General features: G+C 52.0%; 25 protein-coding genes and 1 riboswitch. Of the genes, 14 read left to right on the forward strand and 11 right to left on the reverse strand.

The window, feature by feature from the left end; all coding sequences use genetic code 11:
• Nucleotides 1–48: 48 nt before the first annotated feature.
• Nucleotides 49–1,026, reverse strand: coding sequence for an alpha/beta fold hydrolase (locus EYB31_RS08115; RefSeq protein WP_165452296.1), 978 nt, complete (start codon nt 1,024–1,026; stop codon nt 49–51).
• A 44-nt stretch (nt 1,027–1,070) separates the two neighbouring features.
• On the opposite strand from EYB31_RS08115, the gene EYB31_RS08120 reads away from it, so the two are divergent.
• Nucleotides 1,071–1,634 carry a TetR/AcrR family transcriptional regulator gene (locus EYB31_RS08120; RefSeq protein ID WP_131012784.1) on the forward strand — a complete coding sequence of 188 codons (564 nt, stop codon included), beginning with the start codon at nt 1,071–1,073 and terminating at the stop codon, nt 1,632–1,634.
• Nucleotides 1,635–1,737: 103 nt separating this feature from the next.
• Nucleotides 1,738–2,175 carry a GNAT family N-acetyltransferase gene (locus EYB31_RS08125; protein ID WP_165452297.1) on the forward strand — a complete coding sequence of 146 codons (438 nt, stop codon included), beginning with the start codon at nt 1,738–1,740 and terminating at the stop codon, nt 2,173–2,175.
• A 205-nt stretch (nt 2,176–2,380) separates the two neighbouring features.
• On the opposite strand, the gene nagA is transcribed toward EYB31_RS08125, so the two are convergent.
• From nagA to EYB31_RS08140, 3 genes are read right to left on the reverse strand one after another with little or no spacing between them, the layout of a single operon-like run.
• Nucleotides 2,381–3,565: an N-acetylglucosamine-6-phosphate deacetylase gene (gene nagA / locus EYB31_RS08130; protein WP_131012786.1), complete on the reverse strand. Its 1,185-nt coding sequence runs from the start codon at nt 3,563–3,565 to the stop codon at nt 2,381–2,383.
• Nucleotides 3,562–4,290 (reverse strand): glucosamine-6-phosphate deaminase, encoded by a 729-nt coding sequence (nagB, locus tag EYB31_RS08135; protein WP_131012787.1) that lies wholly within the window; start codon nt 4,288–4,290, stop codon nt 3,562–3,564. The genes nagA and nagB overlap by 4 nt, the downstream gene beginning before the upstream one ends.
• A 6-nt stretch (nt 4,291–4,296) precedes the next feature.
• Entirely contained in the window at nt 4,297–5,151 is an 855-nt protein-coding gene (locus EYB31_RS08140; protein WP_131012788.1) for a MurR/RpiR family transcriptional regulator, read from the reverse strand.
• A gap of 267 nt (nt 5,152–5,418) precedes the next feature.
• Here EYB31_RS08140 and EYB31_RS08145 point away from each other — a divergent pair, with 267 nt between their 5' ends.
• Both EYB31_RS08145 and EYB31_RS08150 read left to right on the forward strand, forming a co-directional pair.
• The gene (locus EYB31_RS08145; RefSeq protein ID WP_131012789.1) at nt 5,419–6,513 is read left to right on the forward strand and encodes a citrate synthase/methylcitrate synthase; all 1,095 of its coding nucleotides are present in this window, start codon (nt 5,419–5,421) and stop codon (nt 6,511–6,513) included.
• 154 nt (nt 6,514–6,667) lie between these two features.
• On the forward strand, nt 6,668–7,270 hold the full coding sequence (locus EYB31_RS08150) for a TetR/AcrR family transcriptional regulator (RefSeq protein WP_131012790.1): 603 nt from the start codon (nt 6,668–6,670) through the stop codon (nt 7,268–7,270).
• A gap of 121 nt (nt 7,271–7,391) precedes the next feature.
• Here the strand turns inward: EYB31_RS08150 and EYB31_RS08155 are convergent, their stop codons facing one another.
• From EYB31_RS08155 to EYB31_RS08165, 3 genes are all read right to left on the reverse strand, one after another.
• On the reverse strand, nt 7,392–9,158 hold the full coding sequence (locus tag EYB31_RS08155) for an ABC transporter ATP-binding protein (RefSeq protein ID WP_131012791.1): 1,767 nt from the start codon (nt 9,156–9,158) through the stop codon (nt 7,392–7,394).
• Nucleotides 9,159–9,190: 32 nt separating this feature from the next.
• The gene (locus EYB31_RS08160; protein WP_131012792.1) at nt 9,191–10,993 is read right to left on the reverse strand and encodes an ABC transporter ATP-binding protein; all 1,803 of its coding nucleotides are present in this window, start codon (nt 10,991–10,993) and stop codon (nt 9,191–9,193) included.
• A gap of 118 nt (nt 10,994–11,111) precedes the next feature.
• Complete coding sequence (locus EYB31_RS08165) at nt 11,112–11,624, reverse strand: hypothetical protein (protein ID WP_131012793.1); 513 nt, start codon at nt 11,622–11,624, stop codon at nt 11,112–11,114.
• Between the two features lie 88 nt (nt 11,625–11,712).
• Here EYB31_RS08165 and EYB31_RS08170 point away from each other — a divergent pair, with 88 nt between their 5' ends.
• From EYB31_RS08170 to EYB31_RS08210, 9 genes are all read left to right on the forward strand, one after another.
• Entirely contained in the window at nt 11,713–12,231 is a 519-nt protein-coding gene (locus EYB31_RS08170) for a PadR family transcriptional regulator (RefSeq protein WP_131012794.1), read from the forward strand.
• Between the two features lie 139 nt (nt 12,232–12,370).
• Nucleotides 12,371–12,739, forward strand: coding sequence for a GntR family transcriptional regulator (locus tag EYB31_RS08175; RefSeq protein WP_206105442.1), 369 nt, complete (start codon nt 12,371–12,373; stop codon nt 12,737–12,739).
• 57 nt (nt 12,740–12,796) lie between these two features.
• Complete coding sequence (locus tag EYB31_RS08180) at nt 12,797–13,393, forward strand: class I SAM-dependent methyltransferase (RefSeq protein ID WP_131012796.1); 597 nt, start codon at nt 12,797–12,799, stop codon at nt 13,391–13,393.
• A 15-nt stretch (nt 13,394–13,408) separates the two neighbouring features.
• Nucleotides 13,409–14,110, forward strand: coding sequence for an ATP-binding cassette domain-containing protein (locus tag EYB31_RS08185; protein ID WP_131012797.1), 702 nt, complete (start codon nt 13,409–13,411; stop codon nt 14,108–14,110).
• Nucleotides 14,097–14,762, forward strand: a complete 666-nt coding sequence (locus EYB31_RS08190) for an ABC-2 transporter permease (protein ID WP_131012798.1) — start codon at nt 14,097–14,099, stop codon at nt 14,760–14,762. The genes EYB31_RS08185 and EYB31_RS08190 overlap by 14 nt, the downstream gene beginning before the upstream one ends.
• 170 nt (nt 14,763–14,932) lie before the next feature.
• Nucleotides 14,933–15,631 carry a response regulator transcription factor gene (locus EYB31_RS08195; protein ID WP_131012799.1) on the forward strand — a complete coding sequence of 233 codons (699 nt, stop codon included), beginning with the start codon at nt 14,933–14,935 and terminating at the stop codon, nt 15,629–15,631.
• Nucleotides 15,628–16,992, forward strand: a complete 1,365-nt coding sequence (locus EYB31_RS08200; protein WP_131012800.1) for a sensor histidine kinase — start codon at nt 15,628–15,630, stop codon at nt 16,990–16,992. Before EYB31_RS08195 ends, EYB31_RS08200 begins: the two co-directional genes overlap by 4 nt.
• 76 nt (nt 16,993–17,068) lie before the next feature.
• Nucleotides 17,069–17,146: riboswitch (ZMP/ZTP riboswitch) on the forward strand.
• A gap of 64 nt (nt 17,147–17,210) precedes the next feature.
• Nucleotides 17,211–17,804: a DJ-1/PfpI family protein gene (locus EYB31_RS08205; RefSeq protein WP_131012911.1), complete on the forward strand. Its 594-nt coding sequence runs from the start codon at nt 17,211–17,213 to the stop codon at nt 17,802–17,804.
• A 213-nt stretch (nt 17,805–18,017) separates the two neighbouring features.
• Nucleotides 18,018–18,503, forward strand: a complete 486-nt coding sequence (locus tag EYB31_RS08210; RefSeq protein WP_131012801.1) for a C40 family peptidase — start codon at nt 18,018–18,020, stop codon at nt 18,501–18,503.
• 18 nt (nt 18,504–18,521) lie between these two features.
• Here EYB31_RS08210 and EYB31_RS08215 read toward each other — a convergent pair whose 3' ends face one another.
• From EYB31_RS08215 to EYB31_RS08230, 4 genes are read right to left on the reverse strand one after another with little or no spacing between them, the layout of a single operon-like run.
• Nucleotides 18,522–18,944, reverse strand: coding sequence for a cobalamin-dependent protein (locus tag EYB31_RS08215; RefSeq protein WP_165452298.1), 423 nt, complete (start codon nt 18,942–18,944; stop codon nt 18,522–18,524).
• Nucleotides 18,945–20,636 (reverse strand): acyl-CoA mutase large subunit family protein, encoded by a 1,692-nt coding sequence (locus EYB31_RS08220; protein WP_131012802.1) that lies wholly within the window; start codon nt 20,634–20,636, stop codon nt 18,945–18,947.
• 14 nt (nt 20,637–20,650) lie between these two features.
• On the reverse strand, nt 20,651–21,169 hold the full coding sequence (locus EYB31_RS08225) for an isoprenylcysteine carboxyl methyltransferase family protein (protein WP_131012803.1): 519 nt from the start codon (nt 21,167–21,169) through the stop codon (nt 20,651–20,653).
• A gap of 17 nt (nt 21,170–21,186) precedes the next feature.
• Nucleotides 21,187–22,248 (reverse strand): type III polyketide synthase, encoded by a 1,062-nt coding sequence (locus tag EYB31_RS08230; RefSeq protein WP_338119916.1) that lies wholly within the window; start codon nt 22,246–22,248, stop codon nt 21,187–21,189.
• A 166-nt stretch (nt 22,249–22,414) separates the two neighbouring features.
• Here EYB31_RS08230 and EYB31_RS08235 point away from each other — a divergent pair, with 166 nt between their 5' ends.
• The gene (locus EYB31_RS08235) at nt 22,415–23,785 is read left to right on the forward strand and encodes a dipeptidase (RefSeq protein ID WP_131012804.1); all 1,371 of its coding nucleotides are present in this window, start codon (nt 22,415–22,417) and stop codon (nt 23,783–23,785) included.
• Nucleotides 23,786–24,984 lie beyond the last annotated feature (1,199 nt).

Here is a 24,984-nt window from a genome sequence, read left to right on the forward strand (position 1 = left end):
GAGTTCGATCCTCCTAACCTCTACCATTCAGAGGATGCGCATGACATTCTATTCCTCATTTTTATCGTACAAGAAAAAACGTTTTACCTGTCGGGCAATCGCTAACGGCTCATACTGGTTTTCCGGTGACAAATGATGCAAGCGGGGGATCTCAAGCATTTGTGCATGAGGAATGGTTTGATGCAGCATTCGGATCATTTCTGCAACAGCCTCCGGACTTTTCCCTCCGTATGCAAGCAGCATCTTTGAGCGAATAGTTTCGTATAGCGGATAAGTACCCTCCAATCGTCGCACTTCTTTATGTTCCAATAAATTCTGTTTTAGCAGCACTTCCTTCTCTCTCCAGTGCTCTCCTCGTATGAAAAGCCGCAGCATGAATTTGGCGTACCATAAGGGCAGCTTTGTTAAAGGGGAATGACCCGCTCCTTGTACGAAGCAAGCGAACGCTCCCCGGGTATCGTTCTTCCTGAGTGCCTCTTCATAAAAGGGCAACCAGTCCCAAGTGTTAGGCTTGGAGTGGATAGATACTCCCGGCTCGTACACAGCGATTTTACGAAACAATCCTAGTGTACGCGCTACTTCCATCGCAACAAGTCCGCCATAGCTGTGCCCAAAAACATACTCGGCTCCGGTTTCTTGCTGCACGGCAGCAACGTCCTCGCATTCCTTTTCCATACAATAATCCTTCCCCTGTGAGCCGCTGTTTCGCCGCCCACGCCGGTCCATCACATGTACCCGAATTGAATCGGCCAGCTCCTCTGCAAGCTTGGTAAAATGCTCAGAAGTGCTCAACGCCCCATGAATAACAAGCAGGCCGGGTCCTACTCCGATGCTCTGATAACCGATGCGGGTCCCATCTTTCGAAATGACCGTTCCTGCCAGAAATGATGAATTCTTTGGATTTGTCATAAATGATATCCTTTCTTTATATTGATTGAAATTTAATTCAATAATAAATCTGAAAATAACTAAAGTCAACAATTTGAATACGAAGTTGAATGTATTTATAATTGAAAATAAATTCAATAAGGAGCTTATACGTGCCTAGAAATAAAGATCAATTTGATGAGATGCGGCTGCAAACGATAAATAAACTGAAGCAGGCCGGGTTAAAGCTGTTTGCCAAAAAAGGACTGGCAGCTACGAATATTAAAGAAATTGCAAGGGAGGCTCAAGTCAGTCTAGGGCTTATTTATCATTATTATCCATCGAAAGAAGATCTGTATTTGTCTTTGGCTAACGAAGCGATGGAAAAGTCGCAGGGTGTTGCGGATCAACTAAATCGACTTGAAAGCAGCATAAGGGATAAAATTTGTTTATTTATCGATGCATTTCTGCATGGTGTTCAAAAAGAAGACGGAATCTATTATTTTATCATTATTTCTCAGTCCTTTGAAACAGGAAAGCGGGATGAAGATCAGCAATTGCTGGAGAAGAAGCTCCAGTCGATTAGAAACCTCGCTGCACTCGTACAACAGGGACAAGAAAGAGGTGAGTGCGCTGAAGGCGATCCCTTCCAATTGGCGTCCACCTTTATCTCGGCAACCCAAGGAATTGCTTCATTCAAGCTGATGTTCGGCGAGCAGTTCACGCTGCCCGATAAGGAAATTCTGATTCGCATTCTGTTGAAATAATTGAAAAGTTCAAATGGTCCATTTTTAAGTCCGTCAAAGATATGGTTAATATCGCAATATTATGCACTCAAGTCACGCGGAGATGTCAGGAGGGTGGTCAATCATGCTGATTCGAAAAGCTGTTACAACGGATATACCACAGCTAATTAAATTTCGTAAGATATTGCTGTGTCATGAGGACAACAGTAGTATGGATGAAATATTCAGAAACTACTTTGATTCCTCATTATCAGACAAGTCACTCGTTGTATGGGTTGCTGATGATGAAGGAGTAGTTGTATCAACAGTATGTTTTTGCATATGTCGATTTGCACCGCGATTCGAAAATCCTTCTGGGTTGGTTGCATACACGACTAATGTTTTCACAATTCCAGATTACCGTCGCCAAGGTATAGTATCCAAACTTGTTAGTGAAGCAATAGACGATTTGAAGACACAAGGGATTGGGAAAATCTTATTGCATTCCTCCGATATGGCTAAATCGATGTATGAAAATCTTGGTTTTGTCGAAGGAAAGAACTATATGTCTATAAATATTTGATTGCTGATAAAGAGTTTGAGGATAATCCAAATCCTAATAACTTGCCGTTACAGCTAGCCCGTTGAAGCACTTATCCTTTTAAAATAAATAAACCCCTGGCTACAGCACGGGAACAGGTTCGCGATATTACGAACTTGTCCGGTTTGCTGCAGCCAGGGGATTTTTTAGCCGATATGTTAAGACTGATGGGAGGAAACAGGCGTTTTTAGCCGAGTTTGCGGCCGTGCACCCATACTTGCTTAAGTTCAAGCTGGCGGTCAAGCAGGAGGACGTCCGCTTGTTTGCCGGCGGTCAGAGAGCCCGTCACATCGTCGATTCCGATGACACGTGCCGGATTGCCGCTGGCCATTCGGCTGGCCTGTTCCAGCGGGATGCCGACCCGTCTAACGGCGAATTGCAGAGCGCCGATCATCGTCAGCGTACTTCCCGCTAGACTGGAGCCGTCGGCAAGACGGGCGACGCCGTCTTGTACGATGACGGCCAGGCCGCCCAGCTCATAAGGGCCGTCTCCGAGACCGACGGCCGAGATGGCATCGGTAATCAGCACGGTGTTCGCTGCGCCTTTCATCTTGGCAATCAAGCCGATGCCAACCGGATGCACATGATGCCCGTCAGCGATCACTTCAGCCGTAATCCGGTCATCGGTCAGTACGCCTCCGACAGTTCCCGGCTCCCGATGATGGAGCGGGCGCATCGCATTAAACGTATGCACGGCATGGCTAAGCCCTTGTTCCACGGCAGCTTCGAGCTGCTCGTACAAAGCGTCGGTATGTCCGCAAGCAGCGACGATGCCGTTTGCTTTTAGCGCGGCGATATAAGGCAAGGCGCCGTCCGTTTCAGGGGCCAGCGTTTGCATTTTAATCAGTCCCGGATATTTGTTGACCCATTCGTCAAGCCAATCGAGATTCGGAGCGGAAATATGCGAAGAATTTTGCGCTCCCGGCCATTTGGCGCTAATAAACGGGCCTTCGAGATGGACGCCGGCCAGTTGGGCGTAAGGCATCGGTTCGCTTCTGTACCGCGATACGCGTTCCAGCACGTTGTCGATACCCGATTTTGGCGCTGTCACCGTTGTGGCCAGCATCGTTGTCGTACCGTGCGAAGAATGGAAGCGCGTAATGACGTTCAGCTCGTCGCGGTCGGCGTCCATAAAGTCGTGACCGTAACCGCCGTGCACATGAATATCGATGAACCCGGGAAGCGCGTAGCCGCCCTCGCCGTCAATCCGCTCCAGATCGGGGGCCGCAGACGGATCAACTTCCAGTTGTTGCCTGGCTGGACCGGCAGCGCCGATTTGCGCGATGTTTCCGTCTTGCAGCAGCATCCAGCCATTCTCCAGAATCCCATCCGGAGTCACGATATTTACATGTTCAATAAGCGTTGATTTCATTGAAATAACCTCCCGGCTTCGGAATCAAGCAATACGACTAAATGAGGGTGCGTTTGCAGCAGCGATGCGGGACAATCCGTCGTAATCGGCCCGGTCAGCGCACGGTGCACGATCTCTGCTTTATCCGCACCGCGGACGACAAGCAGAATCATTTTGGCTTGCAAAATCGTACCGACTCCCATGGTCAGCGCATGCGTCGGCACTTGATCGATCGAGTCGAAGAAACGTGCGTTTGCTTGACGTGTCTCATCGCGCAAGGTCACGATGTGTGTGCCGCCGGTTAACGCATGGTCCGGCTCGTTAAAGCCGATATGCCCGTTATGTCCAAGTCCGAGCAGCTGCAGGTCGATCTGGCCGGCTTTGTCCAGCAGCATATTGTATCGGAGACACTCGGCTTGCAAATCTGCGGCGTTTCCGTCGGGAATATGAGCGCTGGATGCAGGCAGGTCGATATAGTTGAACAAGTGGCTTTGCATATAAGAATGATAGCTTTCCGGGTGTGTTTCCGGTAAACCTACATATTCGTCGAGGTTAAACGTCGTTGCCTCGCGAAAGCTGACCAATCCCCGCTCATAAGAGGCGACAACCTCCTTATAAATACCGACCGGCGTGCCCCCGGTAGCCAGGCCCAACACCGCGCGGCGGTTCGTTTGGATCAAACCGGTGATGATGCCGGCACCGGCTTCGTTTAATTTGTCCGTAGAATCGAAGGTGAGGATATTCATCCGTAATTATTCTCCTTTGGTGACGTATTTTTTAACCATTTGATAAGAATTTTCCAGCTTCGGGACATGCTCTTCGAATTGCTCGCTGACCAAAGCGGTAAACAAAATATCGATAACATGGAGCTGCGCAATTCTGGAGGCCATATCGCCGCGGCGCATGCCTTCCTCCAAGGTGGAGGTAAACAGCTGAATATCGGCGGCGCTGGCCAGCGTATTGGTCCCGAATTTCGTGAGGGAAATGGTGGTTGCGCCATTCTCCGCCGCGCAGCGAATCGCATTGACCGTCTCCGGCGTTTCCCCGGAATAGGAAATGCCGATCGCAACATCGTGTCCGGTAAGGTTAGAAGCCGATGTCAGCTGCATATGAGGATCAGCGAATGTGACCGCACGTTTGCCGATGCGAATGAGCTTCTGATAAAAATCGAGAGCGACCACGCTGGAAGTTGCAACGCCGTAAAGATCGATTTGCCTTGCCGACTTCAGGGCGTCGACAGCTTTCTGCAGCTGTTTGACGTCTTGAAGCCGCGTCGTATCGGTGATGGAGCGGAGATGATTGGCTTCCATGGCGGCGATAATGCTGGAAAGCGTGTTGCCGGCGACGATGTCCTGGTAAGATTGCACATCGGCGGGTTGGGCCAGCTCCGCGGCCAGCTTCATTTTAAATTCGGCAAAACCTTGAAAATGCAGCGCACGGCAAAAACGTGAAATCGTCGCCGTACTGCCTCCGGATTTCTCGGCCAGCTCGGTAATGGTCATCGTGACGACATCCGGAGCATGGTCCACAATGTAAGCGGCGATGTCTTGCTCCTTCGGATGCATGGAATCGTTGTGTTCGCGTATAGCGTGTAAGATACCTGACATTGTAATCACCTTATGACGAAAATGATTTACATGAATATTGTCTAGAATAAGAAAATACTTTACACAACTAATATACCTTAATCTTTCATCGACAGCAATCCTTGTCTGCATAATTTGTCGCTTTTGACCGAAAAAAAACAATCACACCCAATTGATTAATAAAATATTTCATCATGATAAAAACATATAAATTTACATTATGAAGATGATGGGGTAATCTGGATACAATGCGATATAACGTGAGTTGGACAAAGGGAGGATCATTTGATGCCAAAAGTAACCGGTTTGGAAGGAATCGTAGCTGCGGAAACAGACATTAGCTTAGTAGACGGCATTCAAGGACATCTAATTTACAGGGGATATTGGGCCAAAGACTTGGCGGTGCAAAAAAGCTATGAAGAAGTCGCTTATTTATTGTGGTTCGGCCGTTTGCCCGACGCCGCGGAAGCTTCCGGCTTTCAAGCGAAGCTGGCTCAATTGCGGGAGCTGCCGGCACATCTCAAGTTGATCATCGACAGTCTTCCCGGCACTATACCGATGATGTCGGTGCTGCAGACAGCGGTGGCTGCGCTCGCAACCCCGGATTTCGCCTGGCCGCCGACAGCGGATCAAGCGGCGCTGCTCACGGCGGTCCTGCCTACCGTTATAGCTTATCGTCAAGCGAAATTGAATGGAACGCCATGGGTTGGCCCTGACGCCGAGCTGGACCATACATCCAACTATTTATATATGCTGATCGGGAAAAAACCGGAGGAAGCTCATGCCAAAGCGCTGGGAGCGTATCTGGTGCTTGGCATGGAGCATGGCATGAACGCATCTACCTTTGCGGCGCGGGTAGTCGCTTCCACCCAGGCCGATCTGGCGTCTGCCGTATGCGGAGGTATCGGGGCGATGAAAGGGCCGCTGCATGGCGGCGCGCCGTCCGAAGTCACTGCAATGCTGGAGGAGATCGGGACCAAAGACCATGCCGAGACCTGGCTGCGCCATGTGCTTGAGCAAGGAGGCCGGCTCATGGGCTTCGGCCACCGTATTTACAAGACAAGAGACCCCAGAGCGGAAGCGCTGCAGGCTGTTGCTCTGCAACTGAACGGACAGGATCATTGGCTTGATTTGGCGCTGCACGTTGAAGAAACGGCGGTTCGCTTGTTGGAGGAATACAAGCCGGGCCGCCGGCTTTACGCCAATGTTGAGTTTTATGCGGCGGCTGTCATGAGGGCTATCGACCTTCCTGCGGAGCTGTTTACACCGACATTTACGGTCGGACGAATCGTTGGCTGGACTGCCCATGTATTGGAGCAGGCCGATGTAAACCGCATCTTCCGGCCGCAATCGGTATATACCGGAGACATGCCCGCACAATGAGGTGCAATGTTAGATATAAATAAAAAACCAGCGTCAGCCTAGGACGGCAAAGCGAAGTCCTGGGCTGGCGCTGTTTATTGAACGTGACGCAATCAGTGATATAATGGTTGCGTGATGGAACTGATATCACATCATTCATAGGGAAGTGAAATTGATGTCAACGAATGAAAGGGCATACCACCATGGCGACTTAAAAGATACGCTGATCCGCACATCTTTGAAGGTGATTTCGGAAACCGGGCTTAACGGCTTTTCAGTTGCCAAAGTTGCGAAGCAGGCAGGTGTTTCCTCGGGAGCCCCTTATCGTCATTTTCCCGATCGGGAGAGCTTGCTTGCCGCAACCGGCATCGTGTTTCTGAAAGAACTTACAGCGAGAATACGAGCTGCTATTCACGCGGCGGGAGATGACCCGATTGATCGTCTGGCTTCGACAGCCGGCGCTTATGTGAAATATGCCATTGACCATAATGTCGGATTTGAATTGTTTACCGCAATGAGAGACGCGCAGTATCCGGAATTTCATGAACGCAGCCGTGAAATGATTGGTTTACTGTTTTCGCTAGTCCAAGAAACCGAACCTCATGCCTCTTGGAGTATGATTGTCAAGTCAATGGAAGCGCATCTAGCCATGAGTCAAGGATTTGCCGATATGTACAATCAAGGTTTTTTCGCACAAATGAAACTTACGCAAGAGGAAGTTGCCGAGCGGGCCACAGCGGCCACGAGATACCTGATTAAAGGCCGAACGATGCAGTGAAGCAGCAAATAACGGTGGATATGAAAAGAGCCGCTCCATGGCCTGGGGCGGCTTTTTGTGAAGAGTAAAAATCGGGCACGTTTCGCGGCAAAACGGACCATAGGCATGCCCGAATAAACATTCAGTCCGTTTCGCGGCTCCACAAACGGCGCATTTCCTCGCTAGTCTCCAGCAGCTGCTCCAGCGTGCCTTCCGCTTCGATCAAGCCGTCCTTCAGCACGATGATATGATCCGCGCGGTGAAACGCCGCCTTCCGGTGCGATACAACCACACATGCGGCGTGCCGTTCCTCGGCCAGCCGTTCCCACAGCTTGCGCTCTGTTTCCACATCCAGCGCGCTCGACAAATCGTCAAACACCAATAAGTCGGCATCCCGCACGAACATTCGGGCGGCGGCTGTCCGCTGCGCTTGGCCGCCGGACAACTTGACGCCGCGCGGACCGATGACCGTTTCCATCCCCAGCGGCAGCCGCTCCAGATCCGGCTCCAGCACCGCGGAACGAACAGCCGCGTTTAATTGCTCCGGCGCGGCCTGCATCCCGAGCAGCACATTTTCGCGCAGCGTGTCGCTGTAAAGCCGCGGCACCTGCGGGGTGTATGCGCTGCGGGGCGGGATAAAGAAAGCTCCCGGATCGTCAATCGCTTCGCCGTTCCAGCGGATCACGCCGCCATCTTTGGGCAGCAAACCGAGCAAGGCGCGAACCAGCGTCGTTTTTCCCGACCCAATCCTCCCGGTAATGACGGTAAATGATCCCGGCCGCACCGTAAGCCGAATTTGTTCGATGCCCCGGCCGGTCTCGGGATAACGGTAGCTGAGCTCTTCCACCTGCATAAGGCGGAGTTCCGTATGAGCCGTATCCGCTTCCGGCTCCAGTTCGCCGGGTTCAGGCAGGCGGCCGCGCAAATACAGCGGGTGCGGCTCCAGCAATTTGCCCGGCTCGTCACCTTGCAGCAGGGTAGTCAGTCGATCTTTGGCGACTTGGCATTGCTTGAAGTAGGTAAGGAATTTTCCGAAATTTTGGATAAACTGAGTGACAAACGTCAAATAGTAAACGAATAGAGAGAAATCGCCTACTGTAAAACTTCCGTCGCGCATCGCCTGTGCGGCCAGCAGCAGAATCAATCCGGTCCCGATATTCACCGTGTTGGAAAATACCGAATCGAGCATCTGCGTCAGCAGCTGATCTTTCAGCGTAGCCTGACGGCGGTTGTCATTGAGCTTGCGGAATCTGCCGATCACACGCTCTTCCGCACCGGCCACTTGGATCGACTGCACCGCGCCGAACATCTCGCTGATCGCGCCGGTGACCTGAGCCGTTGCCGCCCGGCTGGCGGCGCGGTATTTCTGCAGCAGGGCGGTGGACAACTGGGCGATCGCCACAACCACGACAAGCGGTACGAACACCCAGATCGTTAAGCCGGCGTGGATTTTGACCAAAATGAAAAAGGACACGATGGCGAAAATTGTCATGCCAAAAGCGTCTACCGACCAGCTGACCGTTTCTTCGGCCTGCTCCACATCGTCCCGGAAGCTGCTGATCGCTTCGCCGGGAGAGCAGGGGATGGCGCGGGCGCCCGGTTTTTTCAGAATATGCCGGAGCAGATTGCGCCGGATCAGACCGCCGATGCGCATCCGAAAGTTGACGTCCGTAATAAAGCCGAAAATAATCAGCACCGACCTGACAAGTGCGGCGGCAATCAGCAGCGCTACCAGCGACCATACGCTGAAAGTGTAAGGAGTATGTCCCGTTAATGTATCAAAAAATTGCTTGGTTACCAGTCCCGGCAGGATAGGCGCCAAATAAATCAGCGTCCAGGCCAGCGCGTTCAGCCAATACAAGCCGGGGCGGTAACTGGTCATTTTTCGTAAAAATGATAAGGTACTCACGTCGTGCGTTCTCTCCTTCGTCCTTGATGGCCTTATGCCAGCATTTCCTCAAGCCCGACCTCCAGCGTCCGGCTGTATCTGGAGTTCGGATCGGCCGCCAGACGCACCCGGTCGCCGAGCTCGGCGATGTGCCCGTCCTCCAAAATCATGATTTGGTCGGCCCGTTGAATCGTTGCCAAACGGTGGGCGATGATAATGCAGGTGCGGTTATGCAGCAGCTTCTGGGTCGCTCTTTCGATTTTTTGCTCGGTGGCGGGGTCCAGACGGGATGAAGCTTCATCCAAGATGACCAGTCCCGGTTCGGTGAGAAATACACGGGCGAATGAAATCAGCTGCGCTTCCCCGGCCGATAAGCCGCCGCCGCCCGATTCGAGGTGTGTGTCCAGCCCTTGGGCGAGGGATTGCAGCCAGTCTTTCATGCCAAGCTCAGCGAGCACTTGTTCGATCAGCACATCCGGAACAGTGTCGTCAAACAGCGTGATATTATCGCGCAAAGTGCCTTCGACCAGTTCGATATTTTGCGTGACCAGACCCACTCTGCCGCGCAGTTCGGACAACTTTGCTTGCCGCAGATCGGTGCCTTCCAGCAGCACCCGTCCTTGGGCCGGATCATAGAAACGGAGCAGCAGCCGGGCCAGGGTCGTTTTGCCGCTTCCCGTGCGCCCGAGCAGTCCGAGCACCTTTCCGCGCGGAAGTTCAAAATCAATGTCTTTCAGCGTCATGCTGCTTTCTTCGTAACCAAAGCTGACCTGTTCGAAGCGAACGGCTAACGCTCCGTTAGGCAGCGGCGCTCCCGGGCCGTCAACGATGGCCGAGCGGGTTTGCAGCAGCTCTTTGACGCGGATGATGCTGGCATCGGCTTTTTGCAAATCTTCCATCTGTGTGCGGATTTTCTCAATCGGTTTGGCCATCAGCTCGGTATAATAAAAAACCATGTACACCGTACCCATCGAGATGGCGCCTTTCTTCCATAAATACGCCGTCAGCGCAAAGGCAATCGCATTGCCGATCGTAAACACAATCAGCGTGACAATCCACATCGACGCCCAGCCGAAAAAAGCTCTTTTGCGGATGGGCAGCCATTTGCGCAGCAGCTGATGAAACCGGTGCATGACATACCCGGTGGCGCCGCTTGCGCGAGTGTCTTCCGTGCCTTCCAGATGTTCGCCGAGAAAGCCGTAGAAATCGCTGCTCATCTGCCTCAGCCGGCCCCAATGCGGAACGGAGAAGCGGCGGACATACTGGATCGCGTAAATTGCAAAAATGACAAACAGCAGCATGCCGCAGCCAATCAGCCAGCCTTCGCGGAACATCAGGATGACGATGCCGAAGACAAGCAGCAAATTGCTGACCAGGGAAACGGCAAAGTTGGAGAAGAAGTTGGCCAAGTTGTTGATATCGCCGTCAACCCGTTCAATAATAGCGCCTGTCGTATGGGATTTATGAAAGCTCATATCCATACGGAGCGCGTGTGCCGCGACATCGCCGCGCAGCTTGTTGGTGGCGATCCATCCGATATTTTCGCCTATGTACGTAGCGACGACACTTACAGCTTGCTGGAGAATGGATACGCCGATAAACAGCCCCGCGGCATAAAGCAGCAGCCGTGAATCGCCTTGCGATTGCGCGGAATCGATGAAATAACGGATCACTTGCGGATTTACAAGCTGCATGGCCGTACCCGCAAGCACCAAAACGGCAAGCAGAATCATGCTGTTCCATTGCGAGGAGAGATAACTGCGGAGCAGCAACACATAATCTTTAATGGGAATTTTTCGCCGCAAACGATGAGCTCCTTTCAAGCAAGCGGTGCTTCTGTATTCTAGGATATGCATGTAACTTTAGTCATCAATCCTTGCGGAGTCAATGATTTTTTCAAACTCTTTTGTAAAACACAAAAAATCCCTGCTTAGTCCGCTGGGGACCGGGCAGGGATTTCGTATGCCGGGAGGATCAAAGCTTAACTGCGACGATAAAAACAACGGATAGGACACAAACTACGCTAACCATCATGCCGCTGAGGTACCGGGCCATTCCGGAACGGATGTCAAGCTGATCGCCGGCAGTCAGTTTGACGACGAGCTTTTTGCCGAGAATCGAGAGAAGCACGATAAACAAAAGAATAAACATCCCGCCGACTTCCTCCATATAATGCATCCAAAACGGTTTAGCCGATCTGATTAGACCCATATCAACGATAAGCAGAACACCACTGATTAACACGACAAATGAGCTGGGATGGGTAAGGAAATTAAAGATTTTGACTGTTTTCTGAGCGAGTTGGCCGATTTCAGGGCTGGCGATGTGCTTTTTCATCATCGTTAGCATCACAATGACGGCAACAAGTGAACCTAGCCAAATTGATAAACCGGTTAAATGAAAAAATAAAAGCAGTCCATACATCGTTTTTACCTCCAATGTGTTGTCGTTATTCATGAAGAGATTAATCACGAACAAAATAGTCATATGTGATTAATAGTACATGAGTAAGAATATCAGCTTTTGCTCTTTTAGTCAAGGGTGACTATAATGAAGTAGACGAGGTGATTTTCCGATGGATGAACGAGAGCTTTTGGTGCTGGGCTTGCTGATGACGCAAAGCCAGCACGGGTACCAAATTAACGAGTTTATAGAGAAAAATTTGGGACGAGTTTCGGATATGAAAAAGGCAACAGCTTACTCCATTTTAAAAAGACTGAACCAAAATGGCGATGTGGATGTTTCCGTCGAACAGGAAGGAAACCGGCCGCCAAGGCAAATGTATGCAATTACGCCCAAAGGGGAGCAAAAATTTTATGAGCTGCTCAGAGGCACATTGTCAACAATTGAGGAAGTTACGCCGGCCGGCGATATCGGATTTATGTTTATCGACCATCTTAGCAAGCAGGAGGCCGTTAGTTTATTGAAGCAAAAGGTTTTGAAAATCGAGCGGCAGCTTGCCTTATTGCAGGCCGTTCCCGAGCATGGCCACGGTTCCGGAGTTGATTTGTCCATTAAGCACCGGATTGCCCTGCTCAAATGTGAACAAGAATGGGCCGCTTCCACGGTCAAGGATTTCACGGACGCAGATTGAAGCCAAAAAGAAGCTTTCCGGACACAGTAAGGTTAGTGTCGGCAGCTTCTTTTTTTATAGAAATTGACACCTCGAAAAAATCGTGTTACTGTATTAATTAACTAATACAGCGATACAGGTTTTGGCCATGGAGGCTGCGATGGAATTTAATCAAAAGGAACCGATTTATACCCAAATTATCGACGACATTAAAATCAAATTCATCAATGGCACCTATAAACTGGGAGATGAGATTCCTTCACGGCGCGAGTTGGCCAAGACACTGGGGGTCAACCCGAATACGATCCAGAGAGCCTACCGGGAAATGGAAGAAATGAATCTTATTATGACAGCAAGAGGACAAGGCAGCTTTCTAACAAACGATCCCGGCATGCTCGAATCGCTGCGGGAGGAAGCGCTGCATGAGGCGGTGAGCCGCAGCATCGAGCTGCTGCGTTCCTTCGGGAAATCGGATCAGGAGATTCTGGAAACGATGAAAAGATATATGGAGCAGGGGAAAGGTCTGTAGAGAAAGCGCCGCGAACACTCAACGGTGAATCAAAATCAAAAGGAGCCTTCTTATAATATGAAGAAACTATTGTTTTTGAAAGAGTATTTCCTCCACGCCCGCCAAGTGGGAAGTGTGATTCCGAGCTCCGGGTTTCTGGTCCGCAAAATGCTGCCGGCTACCATGCCTTGGCATAAAATGAACCAAATTGCCGAGCTCGGTCCCGGCACCGGTGTGATGACCGGATTTATAGACAGCCGCAGACATGATCGCAGTCATTTTTACCTATTTGAGAAAAATGCCGTGTTTCAAAACGATTTACAACTCCGGTTTCCCCATCTAGTAATGTTTGACGATGCCTTGCAATTAAATGAAGTCGTCAAGGCGACAGGGCGCCCGTTTGATCTTATCGTTTCAGGATTGCCCTTTGCGAATTTCCCCGAGGAATTGCAGGAGCGGCTGTTTCGGACCATTCATGATGCCTTGGCACCCAACGGGGCATTTATTGCGTTCCAGTATACACTGATGCTGAGAAAAAAATTCCAGGCCCATTTTCCGGCCTGCGATCTTGGCTACACGTGTTTAAACATTCCTCCGGCGTGGGTTTTCAGATGGAAGAAGTCAAATGAAGCGCTAAATGAGCCGCATTTCGCTTCGACAACAATTTTGCAATAAAGGAGCGTCCCGCAAATGATAAGGGTTGATCATGCCGAGAAAACGTTCAGAACGAAAAAAGTTATCGACGATATGTCGTTTGTCGCGGCGGAAGGAAGTATCGTGGGACTGCTTGGAGCAAACGGCGCAGGCAAAACGACGCTGCTTAAAGCGATGGCCGGGCTGCTGAAGCTTGACCGCGGGGCGATCACGATCGACGGAAAATACCCGGGCCTTCCGGCCAGAGCGATTCTCACATATTCCCCGGATCTTGACATATGGTATCCCTGGATGAAGCTTTCGGACGCGATGCGGTTTTTAAAAGATGTGTATTGGGATTGGGACGATTCGAAGGCCCAACATCTGCTGGATTTCCTGGAGTTAAGCCAAGAAACGGTGATTGCCGAAGCTTCCAAAGGAACAAAAGCCAAGATGAGGTTATTGCTAGCATTAAGCCGCCAATCCAAATATTTGCTGCTGGATGAACCGTTTTCCGGGATCGACCCGTTTACCCGAAAGTTGATCGCCCAAGCGATTGTGGAGGATTTTATGGAGGAAGGGCAGACGGTTGTAATCAGTACGCATGAAATCGCTGAAGTGGAAAATATTCTTGATGAAATTGTGTTTATTCATGAAGGCAAGCTGCTGCTTAAAGGCAACGTGGAAACGTTAAAAAGCGATAAAAACAAGAGTTTGCTCGAAATCGTAGAAGAGGTGTACGACCATGCGCGTCTTTAGCCGTCTGATCAAAAACGATCTCCGAAACCGCAGAAATATGTTATGGGCGATCTTGTGCACCCTTATATTGTTCCATATTGCGTTTATTGCTTTGCTTGAATGGACAGATATCAACTTGCAGCTTGCTTTATCGATCGATACAACGGTATTTGTCGCGATATTCGGGTTCCCGTTTATGCATGCATTCTCAACCTGGCGTGCGGAATGGAGACAACAATCGATCCATCTGTTATTGTCCTTACCGGTATCTAGAGCTTATTTCTTATTGTCCAAATACATTGTGATCTTATTGGAAGTTTTGATGATTGCCATTGTGATGTTAACCGGATTGAGTGTGCAAAATTGGATCTGCCAAGGCCGCTTGTTTCGGATCGAACCGCTGATTACGTTTGACGCGTCCAAATTGTTAATTGTATTCGGACTGCTGCTTGGTATTACATGCCTGATCTTCTTATGTTTTTTCAGCGTACTCCTCGCCGCATGTGTCCGAAAAGCTCCTTTTGTCGTTGCCTTCCTCATTTTTACTCTAGGGTTCTTCATCTCCAGCCTGATCGTGACGAATTTGTCGCAAATCGCCGCGTTGTCTTGTCTATGCTTGCTCTTTTTTTTCGGCAGCCTCTACCTGCTTGAGCAAAAAATAGGGACGAACTAATTAACATAATTAAATAATCGAAAAATAAATTAATAACATTAACTATTTTTATTAATTGAATTAATCATTTATTAATGAATTAAATTAAATTTAAGCGGGCGCTTCAAGCGTATAAAACGGTACAGGGCTGCAAACGATAACGGTAAATTTCTTATGTTGCCGGAGACTACATGAATGGACGCATACTGATCATCGAAGACGAGGAGCATATTGCCCGCGTGCTGGAGCTTGAGCTTGGGCACGAGGGATATTCCACGCAAACCGCTTATAACGGGCGGTCAGGGGCGGACATGGCATTATCGGAAAGCTGGGACCTGATTCTGCTGGATATTATGCTTCCCGAACTGAACGGACTTGAGGTGCTTCGCCGTATCCGTCAAGCCAACGCCAACGTGCCGGTCATTCTGCTGACCGCCCGCGGCACGACCCCCGATATTGTGAGCGGCTTCGGGCAAGGAGCCAACGATTATGTCACAAAGCCGTTTGCGATTGAGGAGCTGCTGGCCCGGATCCGAAATTTACTGGCGATCACCAAAGTTGTGCCCCGGGACGACGGCATCTTAATCGCTGCGGATCTGAAGGTGGAGCCGAAGACGCGGAAGGTGTCAAGAGCCGAAACTGCGATTGAATTGACGCCGACCGAATACGATCTGCTGCTTTATTTGATTCAGCATAAAAGCCAAGTATTGTCGCGTGAGCAGATCATCTCCGACGTGTGGGGATACGATTTTGTAGGGGATACCAACATCGTGGATGTGTACATCCGGTATCTGCGGCAAAAAATCGACAAAGGCCGCACGCCCAAGCTCATTCAAACCGCGCGGGGCGTCGGTTATTATATCGAGGACTCAAGTGGTGCTAAGATATGAGCTTGAAATTTCGGCTCATTATGTTGACCAGCATCTGGCTTATACTCATTGTCGCGTTTTTCAACATATTCATCTATTTCTTTTTTGTCCGCATGTCCATGCTCAGCGAAAGCCGGGTTTTATGGAATAAAGCGCAAATTATTTTGCGCAATCCCGACGTGCATTTGCCGGATTATTGGAGCAATAAGAAGCTGCTTAACGAATTTTCCGAGCCCAATACGTTAATCCGGCTGATTGGTTCCGACCGGATCGTACACAATCAAATCGCTACCAACGACGATCTCGTGCAGCATCCCGCCGTATACCGCACCAGCTACCATTGGGAAAGCGAGAGAAGCAGCGCAGGCCGTCTTTTGTATGTGCAAGTGCCGATCTATGATGACGATAAGCAGGTCGGCCAGTTGGAGATTGGAAGAGCGCTTAATGTGCTGAACGATTATATTACGGTGCTGGCGACCGCTTTGACGCTGACGTCCGTAGGGATTTTATTGTTTTCCGTGGTCGGAGGCTTGATCTATTCCCGTTTCATCTTCCGGCCGATCCATGAACTTGCCAATACGATGCAGGAGATACAGCATAAAGGAGCGTTTGCCAAGCTGAATCCGGACTTAACACGCAAAAACGACGAGTTAGGACGGCTTGGCTACACGTTTAATGAAATGATCGACCGGCTGCAGGAAAACGACAAGCTGCAGAAGCAGTTTGTCGCCGATGCTTCGCATGAGCTGCGAACGCCGCTGACCGTGATTGAAAGTTATGTAAGCCTGCTGGGTCGTTGGGGCTGGAGCGATGCGGCGATCCGCAAGGAAGCGCTGGAGGCGATTAGCTCGGAAACGGCGCGCTTAAAATCGCTGACAGGTTCGCTGCTTCAGCTTGCGCAAGCGCACAAAGAGGATAAGCCCGAAAAACAGCCGACCCGACTGACTCCGCTTCTTACGTCGATTTCCAGACATCTAAGCGTTACCTTCCGGCGGCATATCGAGCTGTCCGAGCCAAGCGAAGATGTGGTGCTGCGGATCGATCCCGAACAGATCCGCCAACTCGTCATTATTTTGCTGGACAACGCGATCAAATACAGTTCCGATGATATTGCTCTGGAGTGGTACAGGGCACAACATTCCGTTGTCATACGGGTAATCGATAAAGGCATCGGCATCGCCGAAGATGAGTTGCCGCACATTTTTGAACGGTTCTATCGGGTCGATAAAGCGCGGAGCCGCCAAACCGGCGGATCGGGGCTTGGATTGTCCATAGCCAAACGAATTGCCGAGCTGCATGGAGGCACCATTCAAGCGGAAAGCGTAAAAGGGCAGGGGACACAACTTACCGTCACTTTGCCTACGGAAATAGAACTGATGTAGGGGGAGCCGGATTTTGCCGCCTCGCAACAAAAAAAATATTGTAAAAAATGGAATATTGCGATATGCTTGGCTTATCCAAACGGTGCGTGACTGGCGGAACATGGGTTACCATGAGGAAGCGCACCGATATGAGCCGTACGCCTGGGCGAGTGTTTGATCGATAAGATCAGGCACTTTTTTGTTTTCACCAATTAATGATGAGAGGTTGGGATTCGCCCATGAAGATGGCGTTTATTTTGTTTGATCAGATGACTGCACTGGATTTTGTCGGGTTTTACGATGCGGTGACACGGCTGCGTATTCTAAAGCTGATGGATGAAGTGAGCTGGGATTTATGCGCCGTTACGCCGGAGGTGACCGACGAGCTTGGCATTACGATGAAAACCGGGCTGCTCCGGCCGGACTTGTCGGCGTATGATCTGATTTTTATCCCGGGCGGCAGGGGGACAAGGTCTTTAAGGCATGACGAGGACTTTGTCGCGTGGATCCGTACATCCGGCAGCGAAAACATCAAGGTGTCGGTGTGTACCGGGGCGCTGCTATTGGGAGCGGCGGGATTTCTGGCCGGGAAAAGAGCGACGACCAATCCTCCGGCTTATGAGCTGCTTGAGCCGTATTGCAAGGAGGTTGTCGAGGCGCGTATTGTGCGGGATGGACGAGTGATTACCGCCGGTGGCGTGGCAACTTCCGTGGACCTCGGGCTTTATGTCGTCGAATGGTTGACCGATGCAGAAAAAGCACATAATGTGCAGGTTTCCATGGATTATCCGTATTACCAAACAGGCCGTTTGGGCGCGGATTATAAGGCTTAATTGGATGGTTGCGCTTTAAAAACCCAGCCTTCGACAAATTTCAATATATTTTGTTAATTTAATTCTCATCGTTTTCTAATAAAGCGCTAAAAAGCCAGTTCCCGTCTATGTTCGCAGGTTGCAGTGTAAATGTTGGAATTTTTCCTTGTGCTATAGTGTGTTTAGGCAATTTTGAAAGCCTCACATCACGAACCGACACAAGGGGGAACTCAGATGACGAACACGTTAAACGCGAAAAAATGGGGAAAATCTTTGATTGCAGCCGGAATCAGCTTTACTATACTATTTTCCGGCAGCATGGCACTGCCACAGCAAAGCGCATACGCTTACTCTTCATCCAAAGCCCAAAGCGTCATTTCCACGGCGAAAAAGTACACGGGCGTCAAGTACAAATACGGTGCGACGCTTGGCAATACCAGCTCTTTCGATTGCTCTTCGTTCACTTGGTATGTTTATCATAAATATGGCGTGAATTTGCCGCGTACTTCGCTGGCTCAATCCAAAGTGGGCACTTATGTTGCCAAAAGCCAATTGAAACCCGGAGACCTTGTCTTCTTCTACAGCCCGGTTCATCATGTCGGCATTTATATCGGCGGCAACAAGATGATTAATACTTACGGCGCAGGCGGCGTGAGAATTTCCGACCTGAACAGCGCTACTTGGAAAAAGAACTATAAAACAGCCCGCCGCGTGCTGTAATCCGCTTCGCTGCTGCGTTTATCCGCTAGCCGCATCCGCATTGCGGGTACGGACAAGCCTGCGGATGTATTCGACGATCGTTGGCAGCGGCGTTCCCGGGGTGAAGATGGCGCTGAATCCCGCTTTCAGCAGCTCGGCCCCGTCTTCATCGGGAATAATGCCACCCCCAAGCACGGGGATATCCAGCTTGTGTTTATGAAGCAAACGGAGCACTTCGGGAAAATGCTCCATATGAGCTCCGGATAAGCACGACAAGCCGATGCAATCGACGTTTTCGGTCGCGGCCAATGCTACAATTTCGGCAGGAGTTTTGCGGATTCCGGAGTAAACGACCTCCATTCCCGCGTCGGTTAACGCCTGCGCGACGACAAGAGCGCCGCGTGTATGGCCGTCCAAACCGGGCTTGGCGATCAATACTTTGATGCGATTTCCCACGTCCATTTAAACCTCCTCGTATTCACCGAATATTTCTTTCAGCGCACCGCATATTTCTCCGATCGTCGCATACGCTTTGACACAATCGGTAATATAGGGAATAAGATTTTGATCGCTGCCGGCGGCTTGCTTCAGTTTATGAAGCAGGGCCGCCGTTTTGCCGTTGTCCCGGTTTTGCCGAAGCTGGGCGAGACGGGAAAGCTGCCGTTCGGCGATATCGGGATCGGCGGCAAATCGTTTGAGCGGGAAGGAGCGGCCGCCGGTAAACCGGTTCAGCCCAACGATGACGGTTTGCTGCCGGTCAATATTCAGCTGGGCATCATAAGCGGCTTGGTGAATTTGGCTGCGCATGTATCCGCTGCGCAGGGCGGCCAGCGGACCACCCAACCGCTCAATCCGCTGCAAATGATCCGCCGCTTCGGCTTCCAGCCGGTCGGTCAATGCTTCGACGTAGACCGACCCGGCCAACGGGTCGCATACCTCGGCGACGCCGCTTTCGTAGGCGATGATCTGCTGCGTGCGCAACGCCGTCCGGGCGGTCTGCTCGGTCGGCAGGCCAAGCGCTTCGTCGCAAGCGTTTGTGTGCAGGCTTTGCACGCCGCCGAACACGGCGCCCAAAGCCTGCAGCGCCACGCGCGCGGCGTTATTCTCCGGCTGCTGCGCCGTGAGCGCCGAGCCGCTGGTCTGCGCATGCACGCGCAGCTGCAGCGCTTTTGGCGCCGCCTCGGCGAAGCGCCGCTTCATCAGCCGCGCCCACAGCCGCCGCGCGGCGCGCAGCTTGGCCGCCTCTTCGAGCAGGCGCAGCCCGGCGGCGAAAAAAAACGTGAAACGCGGGGCGACGATGTCGACCGGGATCCCGCGTTTCACGGCCGCTTCCACATAGGCGGCGCCATGCGCCAAGGTGAAGGCGATTTCCTGCGCGGCGGTGGCGCCCGCTTCGCGCAAATGATATCCGCTGACGCTGATCGGGTTCCAGCGCGGCAGGGCATGGACGCAATGCTCGATCACATCGACGGCCAGACGTATGGAAGGCTCAGGCGGAAAAATATACGTGCCGCGGGCAACGTATTCTTTGAGCATATCGTTTTGCACCGTACCGCTCAGACGTTCCAGCGGAATGCCGCGTTGCTCGGCGACGGCGCAATACATCGCAAGCACAATGGCGGCCGGAGCGTTAATCGTCATGGAAGCGCTGATTTCGCCGAGCGGGATGTCTTTAAGCAATATTTCCATATCGGCAAGCGAACAGACGGATACGCCAACTTTGCCGACCTCGCCCGCAGCAAGCGGATCATTCGGGTCAAGCCCAAGCTGAGTGGGCAAATCAAAAGCAAGCGATAAGCCCGTCTGGCCTTGCTTCAGCAGGTAGTGGAGGCGGCGATTTGTTTTCTCAGCCGTTCCAAAGCCGGTATATTGGCGCATCGTCCACAGCTTGGCGCGGTACATTTCGGAATGGATCCCGCGTGTATACGGATAATGGCCGGCACGTTCAGTTTCGGAGGGGCTATGCGGCTCCAGGAATGCATTCGAAGCACATTGGCCGGGATGTTCATTTTCGCCTGCAGCATGCGGCTCCAAGAAGGCATACGAAACGGATTCCGAAGGAGCCGATTTTGCCAAATGTGTTGCTGGGGCAGAGTGCGGCCCTAGTTCCTTTGCATCTGTGTCGTTCTCACCGATCTGCTGCGGATGCGTCATCGCAGGTTTCTCCTTTAGGGCTGAAGCGAAGCTGCGTTTAAAGCCGCTTCTTCAACAGAAATCCGATGCCGCAAAACAATGATATTGCCCAGCGTAACAACCGCCGCCGTCATATAAGCGCCAAACATCAGGGGTAGCGTCAACAACTCCAGCGAAACAACGACATAGTTCGGGTGGCTGATCCAGCGATAAGGCCCGCGCCGCACCCGGTTCATCCCGGGGAGAACATAGATTCGCGTATTCCAATGCACCCCTAAGCTGCTTATACACCAGATCCGCAGCACTTGGGCCGCCCCGAAGAGGAGGCAGGCGGCCGGCCACCAGACCGGCGGTTCAGTATGCAGCAGGGAGGTTTCAACCGCAAGAGCTGCGAAGAAAAAGACATGCAGCGCCACCAAATATTTATAGTGGCCGGCTCCCGCTTCATACCCGCCCATTTGCAGCAGCCGCTTGCCGTTTCGTTTGGCAATCGCCAGTTCGATCATCCTTTGTCCGATTACCAGGCTCCATAAAATCCAAAATATTGTCGGCATAGCCGGTTCCTCCTTGATTATGAAGTCCAATCGAGCAGCAGCAGCTCGGAGCTGAAGCCCGGGCCAAGCGCTCCCGCCAAGCCGTAACCCGATGTTCCGGCGGATTCCATCGCTTCTTTTAGCACAAACAGCACGGTGGCCGAAGACATATTGCCGTACCGCCGCAGCACGCTGCGCGCGTAGCCCAGCTTATCGGGGCTGAGTCCAAGCGCTTCCTCGTATGCCTTCAGCACTTTCATACCACCGGGATGCAGCACATAAGTGTCGAGCTGAGCGAGGGATAAATGGCGTTCCTGCAACAAGCTCTCCACATTGCTTTTCATCTCCTGGTGAATAAGCGTGGGGATGTCCCGCGAGAAAATGACCTTAAGTCCGTCGTTGGTCACATCCCAGCCCATGACATCCAGCGTATCCGGCCAAATGGTGCTTTGTGTGGCGGCAATTTTCGGCCCCCGCGCCCGTTCCCATTCATCTCCGCATACAAGCGCTGCCGCGGCGCCGTCGGCGAACAACGAAGTGGCCACCAGGTTGCTTTTGGATTTGTCATCGGCGATAAACGTCAACCCGCACAGCTCCACGCTGACGACAAGGCAGCAGGAGCGGGGGAAGGCGGTCACATATTCATAAGCTCTCGACAATCCGGCGGCCCCTCCGGCACATCCCAGTCCCCACACGGGGGTACGTTTGATATTTCTTCGAAAAGGAAGCCGATTGGTCAAATAAGCGTCAATGCTGGGCGTAACGGTGCCGGTCGTAGATACAAACACCAGTTGGTCTATGGTGGAGGCATCGGTTTCCGCTTCGTGCAAACAACGCACAATCGCCTGTTCGGCCAAGTCTACGGCATGCCGGGCGTATAGAAGATGTTTTTCCTCGACCGAGTGTTTGCTTTGAAACCAATCTATCGGCACGCAAGAATACCGCTCCTCGATCCCGCTGTTGTCAAATATGGTCAGTAATCTGTCCAAATGCTCAAATGAGCCTGAGAACAAGCGTTCCACTGTCGAACGCGCATCCGCTTTGCTTAACCGGAAAGGCGGGAGGGCGGTGCCTACCGAAACGACGTGTGCCATCATCATCACCTCAAATAGAAATTATACATAGCGTAACCACTAATTGGAAAAATATGCATGTGCGATTGAACGACGAACGATGCCTTGCGCAGCCCATTATAAGCATGCCGCTATGCTTTATGGTAAAATCAAACATAAATCTTATTTTGCATTGGAAAAGAGGGATATGTGGATGTCGGACCAGTTGGAGCATTATTTCACGTCGAACCGTCAAGCTCATTTGGAGGAATTAAGCCAGTTTCTGCGCATTCCGAGCATTAGCGTAGGAACCGAGCATAAAGAGCATATTCGCAAAGCAGCCGCATGGCTTGCGGATTCGCTGAAATCCGGCGGCATGGAGCATGCGCAGCTGCTTGAAACGGGCGGCAATCCCGTTGTTTACGCCGATTGGCTGCACGCTCCGGGTAAGCCGACGCTGCTTATCTACGGGCATTACGATGTCCAGCCTTCGGACCCGGATGACCGCTGGGATTCGCCGCCGTTCGAACCGACGATCCGCGACGGCAAGTTGTATGCGCGCGGCGCAACGGACGATAAGGGCCAGCTGTTCATCCATATGAAGGCCGTTGCCGCCCTGCTGGCTACAGAAGGCAAACTCCCCGTCAACATCAAATGGTGCATCGAAGGGGAAGAGGAGATCGCCAGCAAACATCTTTTTGCCTTATTGGAAAAAGAAGCGGAAAAACTGCAGGCGGATGCCGTTGTTATCTCCGACGGCCCGATGCAGGAGCGGGGCGTCCCGTCCATTCTTTACGGACTTCGCGGGTTGTGCGGATTCCAGCTGGATGTAACGGGACCACGGCACGATCTTCACTCCGGGTTATACGGAGGAGGCGTGCAGAACCCGATTTTTGCGCTGAGCGAGCTGCTCGCTTCGATGAAAAACAATGAGGGAACCATCACCATCGACGGATTTTATGAGGGAGTTGAGCCGCTGAGCGAAGCTGACCGCGAGCGTTTTACCACTCTGAAACATGACGATGCGAAGGTACAGCGGGATCTCGCTGTAAACGCCTTGTTTGGCGAAGCCGGCTACAGCTTCCTTGAAAGAACGACCGCTAGGCCGACGTTGGAGATTCATACGATAACGGGAGGATTTCAAGGGGAAGGCATTAAGCCGATCGTCCCGTCGTCCGCTTCCGCCAAATTATCGTGCCGTTTGGTCGATCAGCAGGACCCGGACCGCATTTTTGAATTGATTGAGCGCCATATTGAACTGCACAAACCGGCGGGCGTCGAAGTCAAGCTAACGCTGCTTGTCAAAGGCAAGCCGTTTCGCGTTTCCACCGACAATCCGTATATTCAAGCGGCAGCGCGTGCCTATGAAGCGGGCTTTGGCGCTTCACCCGTTTTCGTCCGGGCGGGCGGTTCGATTCCGATCGTCGATTCGTTCAGTAGATTGCTTGAAGCCCCGGTTGTGCTGATGAATTTTGGCTTGCCTGATGAGAACTTGCATGCGCCTAACGAGCATTTCCATCTTGAAAACTTTGACTTGGGCCTCCGCACGGTGTGCCATTTCGTTCGGCTGGTGGGGGCCCCCTAAATCCCCCAAGGGGGGACTCCATGCGCTGCGCCCTGGACCCGCCTTACGGTGGAGTTTCTACGTGCCGCATCCGCCGCGCTTTCGTTCGCCGTACCATCGCTGTCGCTCGGCATAGGCGAACAGCGCTCACATCGGCGCGAAGAAGCGTGGAGTTTCTACGTGCTGCATCCGCCGCGCTTTCGTTCGCCGCACCGTCACTATCGCTCGGTGTAGGCGAACAGCGCTCACTGTGGCGCGAAGAAGCGTGGAGTTTCTACGTGCCGCACCCGCCGCGCACACGTTCGCCGTACCATCGCTGTCGCTCGGTATGGGCGAACAGCGCTCACATCGGCGCGAAGAAGCGTGGAGTTTCTACGTGCCGCATCCGCCGCGCATAAGTTCGCCGCACCATCGCTAACGCTCGGTGTAGGCGAACAGCGCTCACATCGGCGCGAAGAAGCGTGGAGTTTCTACGTGCCGCAACCGCCGCGCAAACGTTCGCCGCACCATCGCTGTCGCTCGGTATAGGCGAACAGCGCTCACTGTGGCGCGAAGAAGCGTGGAGTTTCTACGTGCCGCACCCGCCGCGCATAAGTTCGCCGTACCGTCACTATCGCTCGGTATAGGCGAACAGCGCTCACATCGGCGCGAAGATGCGCGGAGTTTGTCCGTGCCGCATCCGTCGCGCATAAGTTCGCCGCACCATCGCTCTCGCTCGGTGTAGGCGAACAGCGCTCACATCGGCGTGAAGAAGCGTGGAGTTTGTACGTGCCGCATCCGCCGCGCATAAGTTCGCCGTACCATCGCTGTCGCTCGGTGTAGGCGAACAGCGCTCACAGCGGCGCGAAGATGGTGGAGTTTCTACGTGCCGCATCCACCGCGCAATTGTTCGCCGCACCCTCGCTAACGCTCGGTATAGGCGAACAGCGCTCACAGCGACGCAAAGAAGCGTGGAGCTGCTACGTGCCGCACCCACCGCGCCTTCGTTCGCCGTACCATCGCTGTCGCTCGGTGTAGGCGAACAGCACTCCACCTTGACTAATCTCTCACTTTTTAAATACAAAGAAGCAGAGCCCGATCATTTTGGGCTCTGCTTCTTTAACTGTCTTTTACTACTATGCAGGTGGAGTGTATCCCGAAGGAGTTTACGTCCGCTTTTTGAAACCTGTGAAAATTCCATAAAACCAATTCCTATTTCACAGGTTTCATTGAGCGGCCGA

It is taken from the genome of Paenibacillus thalictri (genome assembly GCF_004307995.1).
Lineage (GTDB): Bacteria > Bacillota > Bacilli > Paenibacillales > NBRC-103111 > Paenibacillus_AF > Paenibacillus_AF thalictri.

Coding starts and splice junctions, on each gene's coding strand:
- EYB31_RS08210 (WP_131012801.1), top strand. CDS start 18,018: ATGACGAACACGTTAAACGCGAAAAAATGGGGAAAATCTTTGATTGCA.
- EYB31_RS08125 (WP_165452297.1), top strand. CDS start 1,738: ATGCTGATTCGAAAAGCTGTTACAACGGATATACCACAGCTAATTAAA.
- EYB31_RS08220 (WP_131012802.1), bottom strand. CDS start 20,636: ATGACGCATCCGCAGCAGATCGGTGAGAACGACACAGATGCAAAGGAA.
- EYB31_RS08190 (WP_131012798.1), top strand. CDS start 14,097: ATGCGCGTCTTTAGCCGTCTGATCAAAAACGATCTCCGAAACCGCAGA.
- EYB31_RS08150 (WP_131012790.1), top strand. CDS start 6,668: ATGTCAACGAATGAAAGGGCATACCACCATGGCGACTTAAAAGATACG.
- EYB31_RS08200 (WP_131012800.1), top strand. CDS start 15,628: ATGAGCTTGAAATTTCGGCTCATTATGTTGACCAGCATCTGGCTTATA.
- EYB31_RS08175 (WP_206105442.1), top strand. CDS start 12,371: ATGGAATTTAATCAAAAGGAACCGATTTATACCCAAATTATCGACGAC.
- EYB31_RS08185 (WP_131012797.1), top strand. CDS start 13,409: ATGATAAGGGTTGATCATGCCGAGAAAACGTTCAGAACGAAAAAAGTT.
- EYB31_RS08165 (WP_131012793.1), bottom strand. CDS start 11,624: ATGACTATTTTGTTCGTGATTAATCTCTTCATGAATAACGACAACACA.
- EYB31_RS08230 (WP_338119916.1), bottom strand. CDS start 22,248: ATGATGATGGCACACGTCGTTTCGGTAGGCACCGCCCTCCCGCCTTTC.
- EYB31_RS08180 (WP_131012796.1), top strand. CDS start 12,797: ATGAAGAAACTATTGTTTTTGAAAGAGTATTTCCTCCACGCCCGCCAA.
- EYB31_RS08195 (WP_131012799.1), top strand. CDS start 14,933: ATGAATGGACGCATACTGATCATCGAAGACGAGGAGCATATTGCCCGC.
- EYB31_RS08225 (WP_131012803.1), bottom strand. CDS start 21,169: ATGCCGACAATATTTTGGATTTTATGGAGCCTGGTAATCGGACAAAGG.
- EYB31_RS08160 (WP_131012792.1), bottom strand. CDS start 10,993: ATGCATATCCTAGAATACAGAAGCACCGCTTGCTTGAAAGGAGCTCAT.
- EYB31_RS08140 (WP_131012788.1), bottom strand. CDS start 5,151: ATGTCAGGTATCTTACACGCTATACGCGAACACAACGATTCCATGCAT.
- nagA (WP_131012786.1), bottom strand. CDS start 3,565: ATGAAATCAACGCTTATTGAACATGTAAATATCGTGACTCCGGATGGG.
- EYB31_RS08145 (WP_131012789.1), top strand. CDS start 5,419: ATGCCAAAAGTAACCGGTTTGGAAGGAATCGTAGCTGCGGAAACAGAC.
- EYB31_RS08170 (WP_131012794.1), top strand. CDS start 11,713: ATGGATGAACGAGAGCTTTTGGTGCTGGGCTTGCTGATGACGCAAAGC.
- EYB31_RS08215 (WP_165452298.1), bottom strand. CDS start 18,944: ATGGACGTGGGAAATCGCATCAAAGTATTGATCGCCAAGCCCGGTTTG.
- nagB (WP_131012787.1), bottom strand. CDS start 4,290: ATGAATATCCTCACCTTCGATTCTACGGACAAATTAAACGAAGCCGGT.
- EYB31_RS08120 (WP_131012784.1), top strand. CDS start 1,071: ATGCGGCTGCAAACGATAAATAAACTGAAGCAGGCCGGGTTAAAGCTG.
- EYB31_RS08235 (WP_131012804.1), top strand. CDS start 22,415: ATGTCGGACCAGTTGGAGCATTATTTCACGTCGAACCGTCAAGCTCAT.
- EYB31_RS08205 (WP_131012911.1), top strand. CDS start 17,211: ATGAAGATGGCGTTTATTTTGTTTGATCAGATGACTGCACTGGATTTT.